The sequence below is a fragment of the Mesorhizobium sp. M0715 genome, from assembly GCF_040320355.1.
Taxonomy (GTDB): Bacteria; Pseudomonadota; Alphaproteobacteria; order Rhizobiales; family Rhizobiaceae; genus Mesorhizobium.
Genome location: NZ_JAMYPL010000019.1, coordinates 81,944 through 98,284, shown reverse-complemented (window position 1 = coordinate 98,284; position 16,341 = coordinate 81,944). Strand labels below are relative to the sequence as shown.

Here is a 16,341-nt window from a genome sequence, read left to right as displayed (position 1 = left end):
GCCTCCCGAATGCAAATTTGTTTCGTCAGGAAGATCTCATTGCCTGCAATCCCGCCCTCGCTCGACAGTTTCGATCTCGCCATCCTTGCCATCCTGCAGCGCGACAACACGACGCCGCAGCGGCTGATCGGCGAAGCTGTGAACCTGTCGGCGCCGGCGGTGCAGCGCCGCATCAAGCGCATGGAGCAGACCGGCGTCATCGCCGGCAATGTCGCGATCATCGAGCCGGCGGCGGTCGGCCAGCCGATCACCATCTTCGTCGAGGTGGAACTCGAGAGCGAACGCGCCGAACTGATCGACGCGGCCAAGCGGCAATTCTCGGCGACCCCTGAAATCCAGCAATGCTACTATGTCACCGGCGAGGCCGATTTCATCCTGGTCATCACCGTGGCCGACATGGGCGCCTATGAAGCGCTGACGCGAAAACTGTTCTTCGACAGCAACAATGTCCGCAAGTTCCGCACGTTTGTTGCGATGGACAGGGTCAAGGTCGGGTTGACGGTGCCCTTGCCCGGCTGAGCGTATCCCTGAACGGTGTGATCTGGCGCGAGGCGAGCGGAATTCTCACCTATCTCAGCTTGCCGCGCGCAGCCACACCTTGTTGTCGTGGAAGGCAGCCCCCCCATAGGGTGCCGGCGCGTCGGCACCGGTCAGGACATTGATCCCCTCGCCGCGCTCATGGGCGCTGTTTGGCCAGATGCCCTCGGCGATCACCACGCCGCGCTTGATACCGTCAAACAGCTTTGCATGCAGGACGACTTCGCCGCGCGTGTTGCCGACCTCGACGCGATCGCCGTCGGCGAGCCCAAGGGCTGCGGCATCGTCGGGATGCAGAAGCAGTTCCGGGCGGCCCTCCCTGGCCTTCGACACCGGCGTTTCCGAGAATGTCGAATTGAGGAAGTTGCGCGCCGGCGACGTCGTCAGCCGGAACGGGTGCGCCTCGTCGGCAACCTCGATCAGATCGACATGATCAGGAAATTCCGGCAGCCGCGCCACCGGGCCGAACAGGCCCATGCTTTTCGGCGGCCGATTGGGCGCTGCCTGTCCCGTCCAATCGGCGCGGAAACGGAACTTTCCATCCGCGTGGCCAAATCCATTGATGAAGTGTGCTGCCTCGAAATCCGGCTGCAGGTCGATCCACTTGTCTTCCTTCAAGCTGTCGAAGCTGCCCAGCCCACGCTTGCCCAGGATGATGTCGATATGCTGCTGCTCGGTCAGGCCGAAGCCCGGGCGATCGGCGACGCCGAGGCGATCAGCCAATTGCTCGATGACGAAATGGTTGGTGCGCGGCCCGTCCGGCGGCTCGATCAGCTTCGGGCCGAGCGTGATGTGCTGGTTGCCGCCGCCCTTGTAGACGTCGTCGTGCTCGAGGAACATCGTCGCCGGCAGAACGACATCGGCGAGCTTGGCCGTGTCGGTCATGAACTGCTCGTGCACGCAAGAGAACAGGTCGTCGCGCATAAAACCCTGTTTCACCAGCCGCTGCTCCGGCGCGACATTTACCGGGTTGGTGTTCTGGATCAGCATCGCCGTCACCGGCGGGCCGCCATAAAGCGCGTCGCTGGCTCCGGTCAGCACCGGGCCGATGCGCGAATGGTCGAGATAGCGGATCGAGGGATCGCGCATCCTGGTGCCTTCCAGCACTTCCTGGTTGAGCTTGAAGATGCCGGAGTTGGAATGGAAGGCGCCGCCGCCCTCATATTGCCAGCTGCCGGTGACAGCCGCAATGCAGGACGCTGCATGCATGTTGACGGCGCCATTGCGCTGGCGCGCGAAGCCGTAGCCGAGGCGGAAATAGGTCTTTTTCGTCGTGCCGACGAGGCGGGCGAAGGCCTCGATCTCGGCGACCGTCAGGCCGGTGATCCCGGCCGCCCAGTCCGGCGTGCGCGTCTTGAGATGCGCTTCCAGTCCTCTCGGGTCGTCAGTATATTTTTCGAGATAGGCGCGGTCGGCCATGCCTTCCTTGAACAGCATATGCATGACCGCGCAGGCCAGCGCGCCATCGGTGCCCGGCTTCAGCACCAGGCCGAGATCGGCCTGCTTCATCGTCGCATTCTCATAGACGTCGATGACGACGATCTTCGCGCCCCGCTCTTTGCGCGCCTTGATGGCGTGCGTCATGACGTTGACCTGCGTCACCACCGCATTGGTGCCCCAGATCACCACGCAATCGGATTTCGCCATCTCGCGCGGGTCCGGCCCGCGCAAGGCGCCGGCGCCCATCATCCAGCCGGTCCAGGCGAGATTGGTGCAGATCGAACCAAAGAAGCCCGAATATTTCTTGGCGTGGCGCAGCCGGTCGATGCCGTCACGCTGCACCAGTCCCATCGTGCCGGCATAATAATAGGGCCAGACCGTCTCCGAGCCGTATTTCTCCTCGGCCGCGATGAATTTTTCGGCGACGAGGTCGAGCGCCGCCTCCCAGCTTGCTTCCTTCCAGGCGCCATCGCCCTTGGCGCCGGCGCGAATCAGCGGCTTCAGCAAACGGTCGGGGTGGTGGACGCGGTCGGCATAACGCGCGACCTTGGCGCAGACGACGCCGGCCGTGTAGCTGTTGGACTTGGCGCCATGGACGCGGCCGATGCGATTGCCGTCGAGCAGCTCGACCTCGAGCGCACAGGTCGAGGGGCAATCATGCGGACAGGCGGAATGGCCGATGCGGAGGTGCGCGTGCTGGTTCATTCTGCAAGACTAACGGGTTCAGAACGCCGCGTGTAGGGCCAGATGCGGCGCACGGTTTTGCCTCGGCGAGCAAGCCCCCTGCCTTCTCCTCTTTGGAAGAAGGCAGGGGTACTGCAAAGCCGATCGGCCACTCAATGCTGGGGCAGTCATTGCTTCAGGAGACTTCCGCCAGGGGCACGCCTTCCAGGCAGAGCCATTTGTGCTTCCTGTTGGGCCAATGGAGAATTGCCGGAGCCGGAAATTCCAGGTCCTCCAGACAGCCGACAGATACCGACAGCGCTTCCGTCAGGCCTTCTGCACGCATGAAGACGATCGATCCGCATGTGGTACAAAATGTCTGCTCCAGCCATTGCCCCGACGAACCGGTTCGTCGCCAGGATTTCGTCTCGCCTTTCTGGGCGACTATGGCGGAGTCGGCATAGATGGCTCGGTATGAGAACGCTGCCCCGGTGCATCTCTGGCATTCCAGGCAACTGCAGGCATAGACGCGCCGAGGCTCTCCGGCGAGAACCAGTTCCGCGCCGCGACACGAGCAGGTCGCCCTTCGCTCCGTCTTGCCATCACGCATTCGCGGGCTCCCTGCCCGGACGGGGCGAGCCATTTCCAAACAGGGGTGAGAGAGATGCAAAATCATCATCCGCGCGCCCGCGCGCGAGCGCCTGCTGAAAAATCCCGTCCATTGCGCGCGGCATGGCCGCGTCAAGACCTCGCTCCTGGCATGCTTCGAGAAGATGCCGGAAGGCGCTGTAGTGGGCGCCCAATGACGCGAGCGTTGCGTCGTCGCCGGCAAAGAGGCGCGCCTTTGTCCGGTCAACCACATCGAACAAAGCGGCATCGACAACCGGCTTGAATGCGGACAGATGGCTCCTGAACGTATCCAGATCGAGACCTTCGGCCTCGGCGACAGCCATGCCCTGGAGCGCGCCGAACAGCCCGCCCCACATCTGGGTGAGCAGCGCGGTGTCAAGCGCGGAGGCTTGGCCAGGCACCTCGCCGACATAACTCGTGCCGCCACCAAGGGCAAAAAGCAGGGTCTTGTTTGCTTCGTAGACGGCGTGGGATCCTGAATACAGCAATGCGGTGTCCGGTTTGCCAATAAAATCCGGAGTCGCCAGGATCGCGCCGTCCAGATAGCCGGCGCCATGCGCTTCGATCCAGCGCGCCTCCTCCCGCGCCAAACGCGCTGAGCCGGAGGTGAGTTGTATGACGGCTTTGCCGGCCAGCGCCGAAGCGACGTTGCCCTGCTTGAGCAGTGCATCGCTGGCGGCATAATCCAGAACGTTTATGATCAAGACATCGGCCGACCGGATTCCGTCCTCTACTGAAGAGGCCAACCTCGCGCCAAGAGCAGCCAGGGGCTGGCACTTGGCCGCAGTGCGATTCCAGACGGATGTTGGATAATTTCGGTCGAGCAACGTTCGAACGATGGACGAGCCCATGCGGCCCGCGCCGAGCACGCAGACATTGGATTTCATGGTGACTTCTCCGATAGCCCTCTCGACGAGGGATTGGTTTGTGTTTGGCGCGCTGATCCAAAGATATATATTCTTGCTGTGTTGAGAAGTACGCACCTTGAGGTAAGCTATTGGAATCATGTCAGGAGTTGTCACATGAGGAGCAAGGAGCCCGACAGTTGCGGCTTTGCCGCCGCGATGCAGGCAATCGGCGGAAAGTGGAAAACCTCGCTATTGTGGAAATTGCACCTGCGGCCGCACCGCTTCGCCGAACTGCACCGGCGGTTGCCTGGAATCAGTGAGAAGATGCTCGCGCAACAATTGCGACAGATGGAGGCCGACGGACTCGTCAGCCGGCGCGCCTATGACGAGGTACCGCCACGCGTGGAATACTCGGTCACGACCCTGGGCATGAGTCTGAACGATGCGGTCACCGCTATGTCGGCATGGGGAAAGCGGCACGAGACATGGAAAGACGAGCGGAAAGCCGCCTGAAAAAAGCAGGAACTCGTGCATGGTCGCGGAAGAGTTTGTGATCCGCGGTCCGCTTCTAAACGCCAAAGGCGGCAATAGATGCCGGGCAGCGTCGTCCGGTCGAGCAAAATAGCCGCAGCAAGTGCATCTGTGCCACAGGCCTTTCAGCCATCTGCCGGATCCGCCGCTACTCTACACCGTCCCGGCGTTCACAGGCAATTCATCGTGCGGCTGGCACGATGAATTCGCTTGCATAGCCGGCTGCTCACTCCGCCGTGCCTTCCTCATACTCGGCCGACATGGTCAGCCATTTTTCCTCGTGGCCGGCCAGTGTCTGGGCCAGTTGCGAGCGCTCCTTGGCCAGCCGGGTCGCCGTCGAGGGATCCTTTTCGTACACCGCCGGATTGGACAGTTCGTCCTCGATGCCGTCGATTCGCTTGCGAATGCGGTCCATCAGCGCTTCGGTGGCGCGGATCTCCTTGGCGAGCGGCTCGAAGGCGGCGCGGCGTGCCGCTGCATCGCGGCGGCGGTCGGCTTTTGACGCCTTGTCGGCCTCGCGCTTGCCGCGGCGGTCGCCGGAGACGCCGGTGACCAGCGACTTGTAGTCTTCCAAGTCGCCGTCATACGGGTTGACCGCGCCGTCCTTGACCAGCCACAGCCGGTCGGCGGTTGCCTCCAGCAGATGGCGATCATGCGAGATCAGGATGACGGCGCCGGGAAATTCGTTCAGCGCATGGATCAGCGATTCGCGGCTGTCGATGTCGAGATGGTTTGTCGGTTCGTCGAGGATGAACAGGTTTGGGCCCTCGAAGGCCGACAGCCCCATCAGCAGCCGCGCCTTCTCGCCGCCCGACAGATCCTTGGCGGCGGTGTTCATCTTCTCGGTCGTGAGGCCGAACTGGGCGACGCGGCCGCGTACCTTCGATTCCGGGGCCTCCGGCATCAGCCGGCGGACATGCTCGTAGGCGTTTTCGTCCGGCCGGAGATCGTCGAGCTGATGCTGGGCAAAGATCGCCACCTTCAACCCGGGCGCCACCGTCATGGTGCCGCTCTCCTGCTTCAGCCGGCCCGACAGCAATTTGGCGAAGGTCGACTTGCCGTTGCCGTTGGCGCCGAGCAGCGCGATGCGGTCGTCGGCGTCGATGCGCAGCGTCATCTTCTTGAGGATCGGCTGACCCTCGGTGTAGCCGACATTGACGTTGTTCAGCGCCACGATCGGCGAGGCCACCGTCTTCACCGGCTCGGGGAAGGAGAACGGCCGCACCGAATCGTTCACGAGGGCCGCGATCGGCTTCATCTTTTCCAGCGCCTTGATGCGCGACTGCGCCTGTCTCGCCTTGGAGGCCTTGGCGCGGAACCGCTCGACGAAGGATTCCATGTGCTTGCGGGCGGCCTCCTGCTTGACCCGGCCCTTCTCCTGCAATTCCTTCTGCTCTGTATATTGACGCTCGAACTGGTCGTAGCCGCCGCGCCAGAAGGTCAGCTTTTTCTGGTCGAGATGGACGATCGAGTTGACGGCGCGGTTGAGCAGGTCGCGGTCATGCGAGATCAAGAGCACTGTGTGCGGGTATTTCGACACATAGTTTTCCAGCCACAGCGTGCCTTCGAGATCGAGATAGTTGGTCGGCTCGTCGAGCAGCAGAAGGTCGGGCTCGGCAAACAGCACCGCAGCGAGCGCCACGCGCATGCGCCAGCCGCCGGAGAAGGACGATGCCGGACGCCTCTGGGCAGCGTCGTCGAAGCCGAGGCCGGCGAGAATGGTGGCGGCGCGGGATTCGGCTGAGTGCGCGTCGATATCGGCCAGCCGCATATGGATGTCGGCGATGCGGTGCGGATCGGTCGCCGTCTTTTCTTCTTCGAGCAGCGCCGTGCGTTCGAGATCGGCCTTGAGCACGATCTCGATCAGCGCATCCTCGGTGCCCGGCGCTTCCTGCGCCACCTGGCCGATGCGGGTGCTCTTCGGCAGGCTGATCGATCCTGTCTCGGACGGGAAATCGCCGGTGATGGCCTTGAACAGTGTCGTCTTGCCGGTGCCGTTGCGGCCGACAAGGCCGGCCTTGGTGCCGGCCGGCAAGGTCAGCGAGGCATGGTCGAGAAGCAAGCGTCCGGCCATGCGGAGCGATAGGTCGTTGATGATCAGCATGGCCGCGCTTTTGCACCGGACATCAACGCTTCGCAAGGCCTTGCGGGCCAGTTGGCCGCACAAGGCCTCGAAACGACGCCCGCTAGGGCGCCGTCAAAGCAGCCGAACAGTGGCTTGCCTGCTCTCAGGCAGTCGCCTTGCGCTTCGTTGCCTTGGCGACAGCGGCCGGCGCTGCTGCCGGCTTGCGGCCAAGTCCCGTCGACTTTGCCAGCGCCGATCGCGTCGCCGAGTAGTTTGGTGCAACCATCGGATAGTCCGGTGGCAAGCCCCATTTGGCCCGATAGTCGTCCGGGCTCAGGCCGTAGTCGGTCCGCAGATGCCGCTTGAGCGACTTGAACTTCTTTCCGTCCTCAAGGCAGATGATGTAGTCGGGAAACACCGACTTCTTCGGATTGACGGCCGGAACCAGGTTTGGGACTTCCGCGACAGCCGCGCCGGCGAGCTTGCGAACCGAGGCGCTGACGCTGGCAATCAGCTCGGGCAGGCCGGCAGCCGGAAGCGGATTGTTGCCTACATAGGCCGAGACAATATCGGCCGTCAGCTCGATAACGGTCTTATCATCGATATTTGACAATTCTTTCACCTTATTTGCGACAAAATCATCCACCCCAGCGAAGACTTGTGTCGATGTATCTCTTTAACCGCGTCCCCCAACGGACCGCCAAGCCTCATAAAAGAATCAAGAATCAGCAAAAATAGCATTCATGCAAAATCGACGCTGTGCAAATTAGAAAATCTAATACTTGGAACCAGCAGACTTAGAGGCAGGACTTTCGTCCAATATCTCCAGAATACGCTTCCAGCGGGCGCAACGCGCGAAATCCTTTTGTTCTATCGCCTTTTCGGCCCTCATCGCGGCGTAAAGCGGTGCCTCGGCGCCGAATTCATCGATCAGCCAATTCGCTTCCTGAATAGCCAGACGCTCATTCTCGTCAAACATGGTTTTCGGCCTCCGAACGTTCCACACCGACCGCGACACAACTGCCGATGACGAGGATAGCTCCGACAATGGCCGTCACCGTCAGCCGCTCGCCGGACAAGGTCAAAAGCAGGGTCGAGGCGATCGGCGTGAGATAGGCGACCACCGCGACCCTGCCGCTGCCTTCAAGCTTCAAGGCGCGCGACCAGAAATAGTAGCCCAAGCCCATCGGACCGGCGCCGAGATAAAGGCCGAGAGCCAGGTCCGCGCCGACGGGCCAGGTGAAACCGTCGCGAGCGCACCATAGAAACGTCAAAGCGACGCCAATCAAAGACGATGGCAGCAACAGGCGATCCGCTGGGGTGGCGACCCGTCCCACCATGATCGAGTAGAAGGCCATGCACAGCGCCGACCCGAATGCGGCGAGATAGCCGACCAGATCGCCCTGGAACCAGGATTGGCTGCGCCCTCCCGAAATCACCAGTGCGACGCCGATGAAGCCTACCACCGTGGCGAGACCCAACAGGGCCGGATGCCGCGGATTTTCCAAGGCGATGACTGCCACCGCGACCATCAACGGCCAGGTGTAGGCCATCAGATTGGCCTCGATGACCGGCATCGAAGCGAAGGCGATGTATTGCAGCACCATGGTGCCGACCAGACCGATGAATCCGACTGCGACAGAGATGAGCGCCGCCCCGGCCGTGACCGGTGCTACTCTTTCCCGGCTCATCAATCGGATGGCGGCGAAGACGAGTGCAGCGCCTGCAAATTGCAGGAACTGGACCTGCGACGCCGGGTGGCTGGCCAGCAGGGATTTGCCGACCAGCGCATTGGTGGACCACAACGCCACCGCACCGGCAGCGAAGACCAACGCGGATATCGAGCCGGATCCCTGCCGAAACAATCGGCATGGGATTCTATTTTGCTGTTCGACCATGATCCTGTCCGAAAACCGGTTCCGACTTTTCGGGATCTTGGTTCATTACCATGATTCCCTGGCGCCGCCCGGAACCGGTGCATCGACGGCCGCGGGCACGGGATGCTCTGCCTCGAACCGACGATAGGCCGGCAACTGGTTGGTCCAGACATCTTCGGCCAGTTCGCTGACCCACTCACGGTCGTGGTCATTGTCGGCGGCGAGATAGAACATTCTGTTGTCGTCGACATAGGGCTTGGCCACCGAGCGCTGGTTGAGCACCAGCGTGACGCGCTCGCCGAACCGGATCGGAGCGGTGCGATGCAGGACGCCCAGGAATTGCCCGAGCGTCGCGTAGTTCATCTTGTGATCGATGCGCATGACACTGTTGCGCGGGATCTCGCGGCCGGCTTCGAGAATGGCGCGGCCGGTTTCGGAGTCGTCGCAGTAGATTTCGAGGTGGCCGCCGACCAGCGGATTGCTGATCGACAATGGAATGAGCTCGGTGACCGGAACGCCATCGCAATGCCACTCCACGGCGCCGTCCTTGGGATTCATGAAGGTGACCGTCGAGCCGACGATCGACAGCGGATAGGGCTCCAGCTTGGTGCCCATCATGTCGGACAGCCGCTCCAGGCGCAGCTTGTCATGCAGCAATTCCTTGATCTCGGGGATGAAACGGTCGGCCCCGGTGATGAAGGTCAGATCGAGGTGCTTGTGCACGGCATGGCTGGCCTTGAGCTTCAGGGCAGCCTCCTCGATCGCGGCAAGCAGTGCCGGGTCATAGCCGTGCAGATATTGCGCGACACCGAAACTCGACACTTTCCAGGCGGTTTCATGGCCTATAATGGCTTCGCGGCTCATCGCATAACGCAGTTCGGGAATGGTATGGGCGTTCATTGTACTTCTCCAGGATGGGGGCAACACTTGGTAAACAGTCGATTAATTCACCCACCCCTGTAAAATTAGGAATGCTGGTGCTAGTGTAAGCCAAGCTTAAGGTCGAAACCGTGCGTCTGCTCAGTCAGGTCAACCTCAATTCGCTTAAAATCGTGGAAAGTGCTGCAAGGCACGGTAATTTCACGCGTGCCGGCGAAGAACAGTTCATTACCGCTTCAGCGGTCAGCCAGCGGGTGAAAAGCCTGGAGGATCAGCTTCGTTTCAAGATTTTCCAGCGCGGCGGCAATGCGGTCTCGTTGACGCCGGAGGGTGAGACCTATGTCTCGCGCGTTCGCGAGGCGCTGGAGCGAATCGTCGCCGCCAGCATGGAAGCGACCGGGCAATCGCAGGAGCATGTGCTAAAAATATCGGTGCTGCCGACCTTTGCCGCACGCTGGCTATTTCCACGCCTGCCGCTGTTCCAGCAGCAATATCCCGATATCGTGATGCGGGTCTCGACCTCCTACGCGACGCATGAGTTCACGGCCTCGGAATTCGATCTCGAAATCCGTTATGGCGACGGTCACTTTCACGGGCTGCAATCCGATCTGCTGTTTCGCGAAGACCTGACACCGGTGTGCAGCCGCAAGCTGTTCCACGAAGTCCTCGGCGATAAGCGGCTGTCGAAGGTGACACCGGACGACCTCAAGCACTTCACCCTGCTGCATTCCGACACCTGCACCCAGAATTGGCAATCCTGGCTTGGTTTCGCCGGCGCCAGCTTCGTGCTCAGCGAGACCAAGAGCATCTATTTCGACTCGTGCATGATGTCCTACGAGGCAGCCAATTCCGGGATGGGATTTGCGGTGGCCAACCGTGCCTATATGGCCAGCGACATCCGCGCCGAAAGGCTGGTGGCTCCCTTCGCCGTCCACCATCCCAACACGGCTGGCTGGTATTTTGTCTCTCCGCAGAAAGGCCTTGCCGCACGCAAGGTCCAGTTGTTCAAGCAGTGGGTGATGGCGGAAGCGGCTCTGACGCAGTGCCAGCTGGACAGCGAAATCAGGGGCGAAGCTTCGACGGCTGCCTGAAATGGACGTGCAATCCGTACAGCCCGCCTTGGTCGGAAAGATTGTTGAGCTCACGCCACTTCAGCAGGCACATTCGTCGGGGCTTCTGAGCGCGGCAGCGGATGGTGCGTTGTGGAACCTGAGGGCCACCGTGGTCCCCGGGCCAGACACGATCGATGGATATATTGCCAATGCCCTGGCTGGACGACGGGCCGGCACTGTCATGCCTTATGCAATCGTCATGCGCAGCACGGGAGTGATCTGCGGAAGTACGCGGTTTTGGAAGATCGATCGCACGAATAGAAAGCTGGAGATCGGGCATAGCTGGCTCAGCAGTTCGGTTCAGCGGTCCGGGGTCAATACCGAGGCGAAGTATCTTCTCCTGGCCCATGCATTCGAGTTCATGGGATGTGTCCGTGTGCAATTCACCACAGACGAACTGAACGACGCGTCAAGGGCAGCCATCCTGCGAATTGGCGCCAAGCAGGAAGGGATCGTTCGCAACGAGCGGATCATGCCGGACGGTCGGAAGCGCAATTCCGTCCGGTTCAGCATCATCGATTCCGAGTGGCCCGAGGTAAAGACGATGCTGCAGCACAAAATGCAGCGATAGTGGCGCAAGCTCTTCAACCCCGGACCGACTACGCAAAACGCCACCGGATCAGGCGAAAGCCCTGCCCTCCTCGGTCCGCTGGAAAAGCATCAGGTCCAACCCCAGGCTTGGCCGTCCCAGGATGGTCAGGATCGTATGCGCCTGGCCGCGATGATGGGTCTGGTGGTTGAAGACGTGGTCCAGCGCCGGCGCCAGCCTTTGCGAGACGGTGCGCATATCCGAGACGGTCATGTAGGTGAAGCGGCCCGTCAACGCCTTGTCATTGAGGCCGCCGACCCAATCGATGATCCTCCTGTCCTCGGCTTCACGCGCCGCCCGCAGGCCGGTCAACCCCCGATGCAGGATGGCATCCAGTGTCGTCGGCGCGTCGCCCTCGCCGGTGAAGCGCTTCATCCAGATGCGGTCGGCAGTCAAAAGGTGGTTGAGCGTGCCCATCATCGAGCCGAAGAAGGCACCGACATCGCGGTTGAATTCCTCATCATCGAGCTCGGCGGCGGCCTCATAGATGCGGCCATTGGCCCATTGATTATAGGCCGCAAACATCATGAAATGCTGTCTCATGGCTTCCCCTCGGCTCGCGTCGATGCGGGGCCTACCTAACGCTTGAAGGGCCTGCCGCCAATGACCATTCTGCTCTATGATCTCGTCGGACGCGACAGCACACGTCCGTTCAGCCCGCATTGCTGGAAGGTGGCGATGGCGGTCGCCCACAAGGGGCTCGACATATCGACCGTGCCGACGCGCTTTCTCGAGGTGCCCGCTGTCGAGGGCGGCGTTTCGAAAACCGTCCCGGTGATCCGCGACGGCGAGACGGTCCTCGCGGATTCCTTCGCCATCGCCCTCTATCTCGATGAAGCCTATCCGGACCGGCCGACGCTGTTTGGCGTGAAGGCGGCAAGGCGATGGCTCGTTTCGTCGAGCGCTGGTCGCAACTGACCATCCATCCCTACGTGACCACCGCCGCGATCATCGACCTCCACACCATGCAGGACGAGGAGAACGCCGCTTATTTCCGCCGGAGCCGCGAGCAACGCTTTGGCAAGACGCTGGAGGACGTCGTCACCGCGCGCGACGCCGGGCTGGCGACATTCCGCGCCGCGCTGGAGCCGCTGCGTTCAATGCTAGGCTATCAGCCATTCATCGGCGGCGCGTCGCCGCTGTTTAGCGACTATATCGTCTTCGGCGCCCTGCAATGGGCGCGCATAGCCTCGCCCTACCAACTGCTCGACGATGGCGACGTGGCGGCGCAGTGGTTCGCCCGCTGCCTCGACCTGCATGGCGGGCTGGGACGAATGGTCGCCGCCGCGGCCTGACGCCGTAAAGCTTACTTGGCCGCCGCTTTCTTCGGCTTGCCGGCCTTCGTGGCAGCCTTTGCCTCCTTGGGGGCGGCTTTTGCCTTGGCGGCGCCAGATGTCTTCTTGGTCGGCTTTTTGGCCGCCGACTTGCCCGCGGCGTCCTCCTGGTCGACATCGGTGGCCGCCTGATGCCAATGGCGCTCATGATGGCCAGCCGGCTGGCCCTCCTGCAGCCAGATCTGGTGTGCGCGGTTGCGAATGCGTTCCTGACGATCGTCTGTCATGGTCATGGTGTCTCCATACGGCCCGACCTCAGCGCGGCGCCGACACGCGACTATAGCAAGCAAAGCGTTGCTGTGCAGCCGTCTGAACGGGGCCGGCTTGCCGCAGAAACGCGCAGCCGTCCGGCCCTTCGCTCTCGCTCCCTGCCCTTCGGGCGTTCAAACCTTTGAAAGGTCCACTGGACCTTTCAATCCGCCCGAAGGCGGACCGGGCTTTCACCGTTCGTCACTCGGAAAGCCAAGCAGTTGGCTTTCCGTCCGCCGCGCGGACCGTTCCTCACCCCTTGGCAATGGGCCGGGCGGCTTGTATAGAGCCCGCCACTCTCAATTCCATTCTCAGACAAGGACGACCCATGGCGCTCGAACGCACATTTTCCATGATCAAGCCGGACGCAACCCGGCGCAATCTCACCGGCGCCATCACCAGGATGCTGGAAGAGGCAGGCCTGCGCGTCATCGCCTCGCGCCGGGTCTGGATGAGCCGCCGCGAAGCGGAAGGCTTCTATGCCGTCCACAAGGACCGCCCTTTCTTCGGCGAATTGGTGGAATTCATGTCGTCGGCACCGACGGTCGTCCAGGTGCTGGAAGGCGAGAACGCCATTGCCAGGAACCGCGAAGTGATGGGCGCCACGAACCCAGCCAACGCCGCCGAAGGCACCATCCGCAAGGTTCATGCGCTGTCGATCGGCGAAAACTCCGTGCACGGCTCCGACGCACCGGAGACCGCGGCAGAAGAGATCAAGTACTGGTTCTCGGACACCGAGATCGTCGGCTGAGCCGATAGTCCAGACCTTGGACTACGTGAAAAGGCCGGCGTTTCGCCGGCCTTTTTTCATGACCCAGCTATCGGGTTCCCTTGCGAACTGCCTTTACTAGGGTGAGACATTGAACTGATGTGACCGACAATGGAGCGGACCTCAGCATGACCAGTGCCATTCCGGGCTTCTTTCAAGGCACAGAAATGCCGGACAGCGGCTGGTGGGAGGCGCTGTGGCCTGACCCTGCCGCGGTGCTTTCGGCAACGGGGATCAAGTCAGACATGGAAGTGATCGATCTCTGCTGCGGCGATGGCTGGTTCACGCTGCCGATCGCCAAAGTGGCCCGCCATGTCGTAGCCATCGATATCGATGCCAACCTGCTCGCAGCCGCCAGACACAGATTGGTCGAAGGCGGCGCGACGAATTGCGACTTTGTCGCAGGCGACGCCTACGAGCTTGCAGGACTTGTGCCTCGACCTGTCGATTTCATCTTCATGGCCAACGCCTTTCACGGCGTGCCTGACCGGCCGCGTCTCGCCCGTGCCGTACGCGCGACGCTTAACCCGGCCGGCCGTTTCGCCATCGTCAACTGGCACCAGTATCCGCGTGACAAAACCACCGTGCTGGACGGACCGCGCGGACCGAAGACCGAATTGAGGCTGTCGCCAGAGGAGACTATAGCAGCCGCCGAGGCGGGTGGCCTCAGGCTTGCCGAACTGGTCGAGGTGCCGCCCTATCACTACGGCGCCGTATTCGAACAAACAAAGGTTTGAGAGGAGGCCCGCCGCCCCTCCGGCGGGTTCTTGGTCATTTCGGCTGGCGATCTTTTACGTTCGCATGGTCATTCGCCGCCGCCGTATCGGTGGCTGGTGTCTGTGTATCCTCACCGGCAAACGGGCTACCCTGCCCAGGCGCGAGGTCGCCGCTGTGGCCGGCCTTGTTGGTCTGGAACGGGTGGCCATCGTCGCTGAGACCATGCTGCAGGGCGTTGACCAGATGGTCGTCCGCCTTTGCGAGGCCGGTGAGAGCAAGGAGCGATGCGCCTGTGACAGCGAGGATAAGCGCGTGCGTTTTCATGTCTGGACTCCTTTGAGTTAAGCCAGAACGAGCCGCAGCAGGTCTGGCGGCTTCAACGAAGGGACATTCGAAAATATCCCTTTTGCCTTGCCCGCCATATCTGAGAGAAACGCTTCCCTTGCCCGAATTATTCCGGAAAAGTGTTGGAGATCGAAATACGCTGGACTAGCTCGCGGCGCTAAAGCGCAGGATCTCGCGGCCGTCCTTGTCCGATATGATGAGCTTGCCGGCATCGACACGGTATGACGCCGCCTTGGCCAGCGCATCGAACAGCGCCTTTTCCTCGGCCATCACCTCGGGCGCACAGGCCTTGTAGGTAGAACCGATGTCTCTGATCACGATCGTTTGGCCATCGAGTTTGGCAGTGGCGAAATAGGTGTTGCAGGGGCCGCTGCCGCCCGCCTTGCCGGCCTCGCTGACCCTGAATGTCGCTTGCGGGGCAGCAATGGCGCCGATGCCGTCGACATAGTCGACCAGCCAGAGCTGATCGAAGACCGAAACCATGGGCTCGGCGCTCGGGGTGACCATCTTCAGCATGATGGTCTGCGGCACGTCGGCCAGCGGATCGACCTGATGGCGCATATCGGAGATGAACAGCAGCTTGTCATCGACGGTGATGCGGGCTTGCAACGCGTAGGTCATCTGCGACCGGATGACGGAAGGGTCGAATTTGATCTCGAAGCTGATCGGCACCTGGCCGGCCGGCTGCACTTTCTGCTCGCCGATGATGGTGGCAGGCGCATCGGCCAGCGACACATCGGCAAGTTGTACGGACAGCACGGCACTGGGCGGCAAGGCAATGCGCTCGCGATAGATGACCTCGCCCCTCACGGCCTGTTCGGCGGCAACAGACTGGTCCGGAACGGCCAATATGCCGACGACCAGAGGCACGAAACCGAAGATGAAGAACTCCGCGATCCTGTCCAGCATGACCATCTCCCTCACCCCTGGCTGCCAATGCCCCGGGCTGCCAATGCCCCAGGCTGACCAATCCTGCCAATTGGCCAAAGGATTGCGGTCAATGCATGGCTGCGGCGGATCTTATTCGGACTGAGACCAGCGTTGCGCGGCCGTTGCATCGGCCTCCTTGGCCTCGACCCAGCCACCCTCCGAGCCGTCAGCCCGATGCTCCTTCTTCCAGAAGGGCGCGCGCGATTTCAAATAGTCCATCAGAAAATTCGCCGCCTCGAACGCCGCATGGCGATGCGCCGAGGCTGCCACGACCAGCACGATGTTCTCGCCGGGCGCGATCTTCCCGTGGCGGTGGATGGCGGTGAGCCCCTGCAATGGCCAACGCTCGACCGCTTCAGCAGCGATGCGGGCGATTTCCGCTTCGGCCATGCCGGGATAGTGTTCGAGCTCGAGCGCTGAGAGCGCGCCCTGCTCGTCGCGGCAAAGGCCTGAGAAGGTCACCACGGCGCCGATATCGGCGCGGCCTTGCGTCAGTCTGGCGATCTCGGCGGCGACGTCAAAATCCTGGCGCTGAATGCGCACGACAGGTAAGACCCCGCCGCTCATGTCAGCCCCCGGTCATCGGCGGGAACAGCGCGATTTCGCGGGCGCCCGCGATCTTCTCGCGGTGCTCGACATGTTCCTGGTTGATGGCGACGCGGATCACGTCGGGATATCGCAGCGCGTGCTCGTAGCCCTCGCCGCGCGATTTCAGCCAGCGCAGGAGATCGGCGACCGTCTCGATGCCGGCAGGCAGGTCGACATCCTCCTCAGGCAGGCCGATGCGTTCGCGCACCCAGGCAAAATAAATGAGCCGGGTCGTCAT

The 16,341-nt window shown here is 61.9% G+C and carries 20 protein-coding genes and 1 pseudogene; 7 read left to right on the top strand and 14 right to left on the bottom strand.

Translation table 11 applies throughout. The features are described from left to right. The first annotated feature begins 39 nt into the window (after positions 1-39). Positions 40-519 carry an Lrp/AsnC family transcriptional regulator gene (locus NKI21_RS21755; protein ID WP_352867229.1) on the top strand — a complete coding sequence of 160 codons (480 nt, stop codon included), beginning with the start codon at positions 40-42 and terminating at the stop codon, positions 517-519. Between the two features lie 54 nt (positions 520-573). Here NKI21_RS21755 and NKI21_RS21750 read toward each other — a convergent pair whose 3' ends face one another. From NKI21_RS21750 to NKI21_RS21740, 3 genes are all read right to left on the bottom strand, one after another. Continuing rightward, positions 574-2,682 (bottom strand): molybdopterin-containing oxidoreductase family protein, encoded by a 2,109-nt coding sequence (locus NKI21_RS21750; protein WP_352867226.1) that lies wholly within the window; start codon positions 2,680-2,682, stop codon positions 574-576. 154 nt (positions 2,683-2,836) lie between these two features. Further along, complete coding sequence (locus NKI21_RS21745) at positions 2,837-3,250, bottom strand: GFA family protein (RefSeq protein ID WP_031213540.1); 414 nt, start codon at positions 3,248-3,250, stop codon at positions 2,837-2,839. After that, the gene (locus tag NKI21_RS21740; protein ID WP_352867223.1) at positions 3,243-4,157 is read right to left on the bottom strand and encodes an NAD(P)-dependent oxidoreductase; all 915 of its coding nucleotides are present in this window, start codon (positions 4,155-4,157) and stop codon (positions 3,243-3,245) included. The genes NKI21_RS21745 and NKI21_RS21740 overlap by 8 nt, the downstream gene beginning before the upstream one ends. Before the next feature lie 135 nt (positions 4,158-4,292). Here NKI21_RS21740 and NKI21_RS21735 point away from each other — a divergent pair, with 135 nt between their 5' ends. Next, complete coding sequence (locus NKI21_RS21735) at positions 4,293-4,631, top strand: winged helix-turn-helix transcriptional regulator (RefSeq protein WP_352867220.1); 339 nt, start codon at positions 4,293-4,295, stop codon at positions 4,629-4,631. Positions 4,632-4,875: 244 nt separating this feature from the next. Here NKI21_RS21735 and NKI21_RS21730 read toward each other — a convergent pair whose 3' ends face one another. The 5 genes from NKI21_RS21730 to NKI21_RS21710 all read right to left on the bottom strand — a co-directional run bounded on the left by NKI21_RS21730 (position 4,876) and on the right by NKI21_RS21710 (position 9,491). After that, entirely contained in the window at positions 4,876-6,753 is a 1,878-nt protein-coding gene (locus tag NKI21_RS21730; RefSeq protein ID WP_023812615.1) for an ABC-F family ATP-binding cassette domain-containing protein, read from the bottom strand. Positions 6,754-6,877: 124 nt separating this feature from the next. Further along, entirely contained in the window at positions 6,878-7,327 is a 450-nt protein-coding gene (locus NKI21_RS21725) for a Ros/MucR family transcriptional regulator (RefSeq protein WP_023812616.1), read from the bottom strand. A gap of 162 nt (positions 7,328-7,489) precedes the next feature. Beyond that, the gene (locus NKI21_RS21720; RefSeq protein ID WP_023812617.1) at positions 7,490-7,693 is read right to left on the bottom strand and encodes a hypothetical protein; all 204 of its coding nucleotides are present in this window, start codon (positions 7,691-7,693) and stop codon (positions 7,490-7,492) included. Next, the gene (locus tag NKI21_RS21715; RefSeq protein WP_023812618.1) at positions 7,686-8,612 is read right to left on the bottom strand and encodes a DMT family transporter; all 927 of its coding nucleotides are present in this window, start codon (positions 8,610-8,612) and stop codon (positions 7,686-7,688) included. Before NKI21_RS21715 ends, NKI21_RS21720 begins: the two co-directional genes overlap by 8 nt. 45 nt (positions 8,613-8,657) lie before the next feature. Beyond that, a complete protein-coding gene (locus tag NKI21_RS21710; RefSeq protein ID WP_023812619.1) occupies positions 8,658-9,491 on the bottom strand; it encodes a hypothetical protein in 834 nt (277 codons plus the stop codon). A 110-nt stretch (positions 9,492-9,601) separates the two neighbouring features. Here NKI21_RS21710 and NKI21_RS21705 point away from each other — a divergent pair, with 110 nt between their 5' ends. Further along, positions 9,602-10,561, top strand: a complete 960-nt coding sequence (locus tag NKI21_RS21705; protein ID WP_023812620.1) for a LysR substrate-binding domain-containing protein — start codon at positions 9,602-9,604, stop codon at positions 10,559-10,561. Between the two features lies 1 nt (position 10,562). Beyond that, the gene (locus tag NKI21_RS21700) at positions 10,563-11,153 is read left to right on the top strand and encodes a GNAT family N-acetyltransferase (protein ID WP_206535255.1); all 591 of its coding nucleotides are present in this window, start codon (positions 10,563-10,565) and stop codon (positions 11,151-11,153) included. Between the two features lie 48 nt (positions 11,154-11,201). Here the strand turns inward: NKI21_RS21700 and NKI21_RS21695 are convergent, their stop codons facing one another. Beyond that, positions 11,202-11,714 carry a DinB family protein gene (locus NKI21_RS21695; RefSeq protein WP_023812622.1) on the bottom strand — a complete coding sequence of 171 codons (513 nt, stop codon included), beginning with the start codon at positions 11,712-11,714 and terminating at the stop codon, positions 11,202-11,204. Between the two features lie 60 nt (positions 11,715-11,774). Here NKI21_RS21695 and NKI21_RS21690 point away from each other — a divergent pair. Continuing rightward, positions 11,775-12,466, top strand: a pseudogene (locus NKI21_RS21690) (glutathione S-transferase family protein). A gap of 11 nt (positions 12,467-12,477) precedes the next feature. Here NKI21_RS21690 and NKI21_RS21685 read toward each other — a convergent pair. Next, positions 12,478-12,738, bottom strand: coding sequence for a DUF2934 domain-containing protein (locus tag NKI21_RS21685; RefSeq protein ID WP_352867216.1), 261 nt, complete (start codon positions 12,736-12,738; stop codon positions 12,478-12,480). A gap of 344 nt (positions 12,739-13,082) precedes the next feature. Here NKI21_RS21685 and ndk point away from each other — a divergent pair, with 344 nt between their 5' ends. Both ndk and NKI21_RS21675 read left to right on the top strand, forming a co-directional pair. After that, positions 13,083-13,505 carry a nucleoside-diphosphate kinase gene (ndk, locus tag NKI21_RS21680; protein WP_013532476.1) on the top strand — a complete coding sequence of 141 codons (423 nt, stop codon included), beginning with the start codon at positions 13,083-13,085 and terminating at the stop codon, positions 13,503-13,505. Positions 13,506-13,651: 146 nt separating this feature from the next. Beyond that, entirely contained in the window at positions 13,652-14,260 is a 609-nt protein-coding gene (locus NKI21_RS21675; protein WP_352867213.1) for a class I SAM-dependent methyltransferase, read from the top strand. Positions 14,261-14,294: 34 nt separating this feature from the next. Here the strand turns inward: NKI21_RS21675 and NKI21_RS21670 are convergent, their stop codons facing one another. The 4 genes from NKI21_RS21670 to moaD form a co-directional block, all read right to left on the bottom strand. Next, entirely contained in the window at positions 14,295-14,564 is a 270-nt protein-coding gene (locus tag NKI21_RS21670; protein WP_127289198.1) for a hypothetical protein, read from the bottom strand. 165 nt (positions 14,565-14,729) lie between these two features. Further along, entirely contained in the window at positions 14,730-15,494 is a 765-nt protein-coding gene (locus NKI21_RS21665) for a YbaY family lipoprotein (protein ID WP_023812625.1), read from the bottom strand. Between the two features lie 111 nt (positions 15,495-15,605). Beyond that, on the bottom strand, positions 15,606-16,082 hold the full coding sequence (locus tag NKI21_RS21660) for a molybdenum cofactor biosynthesis protein MoaE (protein ID WP_023812626.1): 477 nt from the start codon (positions 16,080-16,082) through the stop codon (positions 15,606-15,608). Position 16,083: 1 nt separating this feature from the next. Beyond that, positions 16,084-16,341, bottom strand: a complete 258-nt coding sequence (gene moaD, locus NKI21_RS21655; RefSeq protein ID WP_023812627.1) for a molybdopterin converting factor subunit 1 — start codon at positions 16,339-16,341, stop codon at positions 16,084-16,086.

Excerpts from the sequence above, each read along its gene's own strand:
- NKI21_RS21750 (WP_352867226.1), bottom strand. The coding sequence starts at position 2,682 with ATGAACCAGCACGCGCACCTCCGCATCGGCCATTCCGCCTGTCCGCAT.
- NKI21_RS21745 (WP_031213540.1), bottom strand. The coding sequence starts at position 3,250 with ATGCGTGATGGCAAGACGGAGCGAAGGGCGACCTGCTCGTGTCGCGGC.
- NKI21_RS21740 (WP_352867223.1), bottom strand. The coding sequence starts at position 4,157 with ATGAAATCCAATGTCTGCGTGCTCGGCGCGGGCCGCATGGGCTCGTCC.
- NKI21_RS21735 (WP_352867220.1), top strand. The coding sequence starts at position 4,293 with ATGAGGAGCAAGGAGCCCGACAGTTGCGGCTTTGCCGCCGCGATGCAG.
- NKI21_RS21730 (WP_023812615.1), bottom strand. The coding sequence starts at position 6,753 with ATGCTGATCATCAACGACCTATCGCTCCGCATGGCCGGACGCTTGCTT.
- NKI21_RS21720 (WP_023812617.1), bottom strand. The coding sequence starts at position 7,693 with ATGTTTGACGAGAATGAGCGTCTGGCTATTCAGGAAGCGAATTGGCTG.
- NKI21_RS21715 (WP_023812618.1), bottom strand. The coding sequence starts at position 8,612 with ATGGTCGAACAGCAAAATAGAATCCCATGCCGATTGTTTCGGCAGGGA.
- NKI21_RS21710 (WP_023812619.1), bottom strand. The coding sequence starts at position 9,491 with ATGAACGCCCATACCATTCCCGAACTGCGTTATGCGATGAGCCGCGAA.
- NKI21_RS21700 (WP_206535255.1), top strand. The coding sequence starts at position 10,563 with ATGGACGTGCAATCCGTACAGCCCGCCTTGGTCGGAAAGATTGTTGAG.
- NKI21_RS21695 (WP_023812622.1), bottom strand. The coding sequence starts at position 11,714 with ATGAGACAGCATTTCATGATGTTTGCGGCCTATAATCAATGGGCCAAT.
- NKI21_RS21685 (WP_352867216.1), bottom strand. The coding sequence starts at position 12,738 with ATGACCATGACAGACGATCGTCAGGAACGCATTCGCAACCGCGCACAC.
- ndk (WP_013532476.1), top strand. The coding sequence starts at position 13,083 with ATGGCGCTCGAACGCACATTTTCCATGATCAAGCCGGACGCAACCCGG.
- NKI21_RS21675 (WP_352867213.1), top strand. The coding sequence starts at position 13,652 with ATGACCAGTGCCATTCCGGGCTTCTTTCAAGGCACAGAAATGCCGGAC.
- NKI21_RS21670 (WP_127289198.1), bottom strand. The coding sequence starts at position 14,564 with ATGAAAACGCACGCGCTTATCCTCGCTGTCACAGGCGCATCGCTCCTT.
- NKI21_RS21665 (WP_023812625.1), bottom strand. The coding sequence starts at position 15,494 with ATGCTGGACAGGATCGCGGAGTTCTTCATCTTCGGTTTCGTGCCTCTG.
- NKI21_RS21660 (WP_023812626.1), bottom strand. The coding sequence starts at position 16,082 with ATGAGCGGCGGGGTCTTACCTGTCGTGCGCATTCAGCGCCAGGATTTT.
- moaD (WP_023812627.1), bottom strand. The coding sequence starts at position 16,341 with ATGACGACCCGGCTCATTTATTTTGCCTGGGTGCGCGAACGCATCGGC.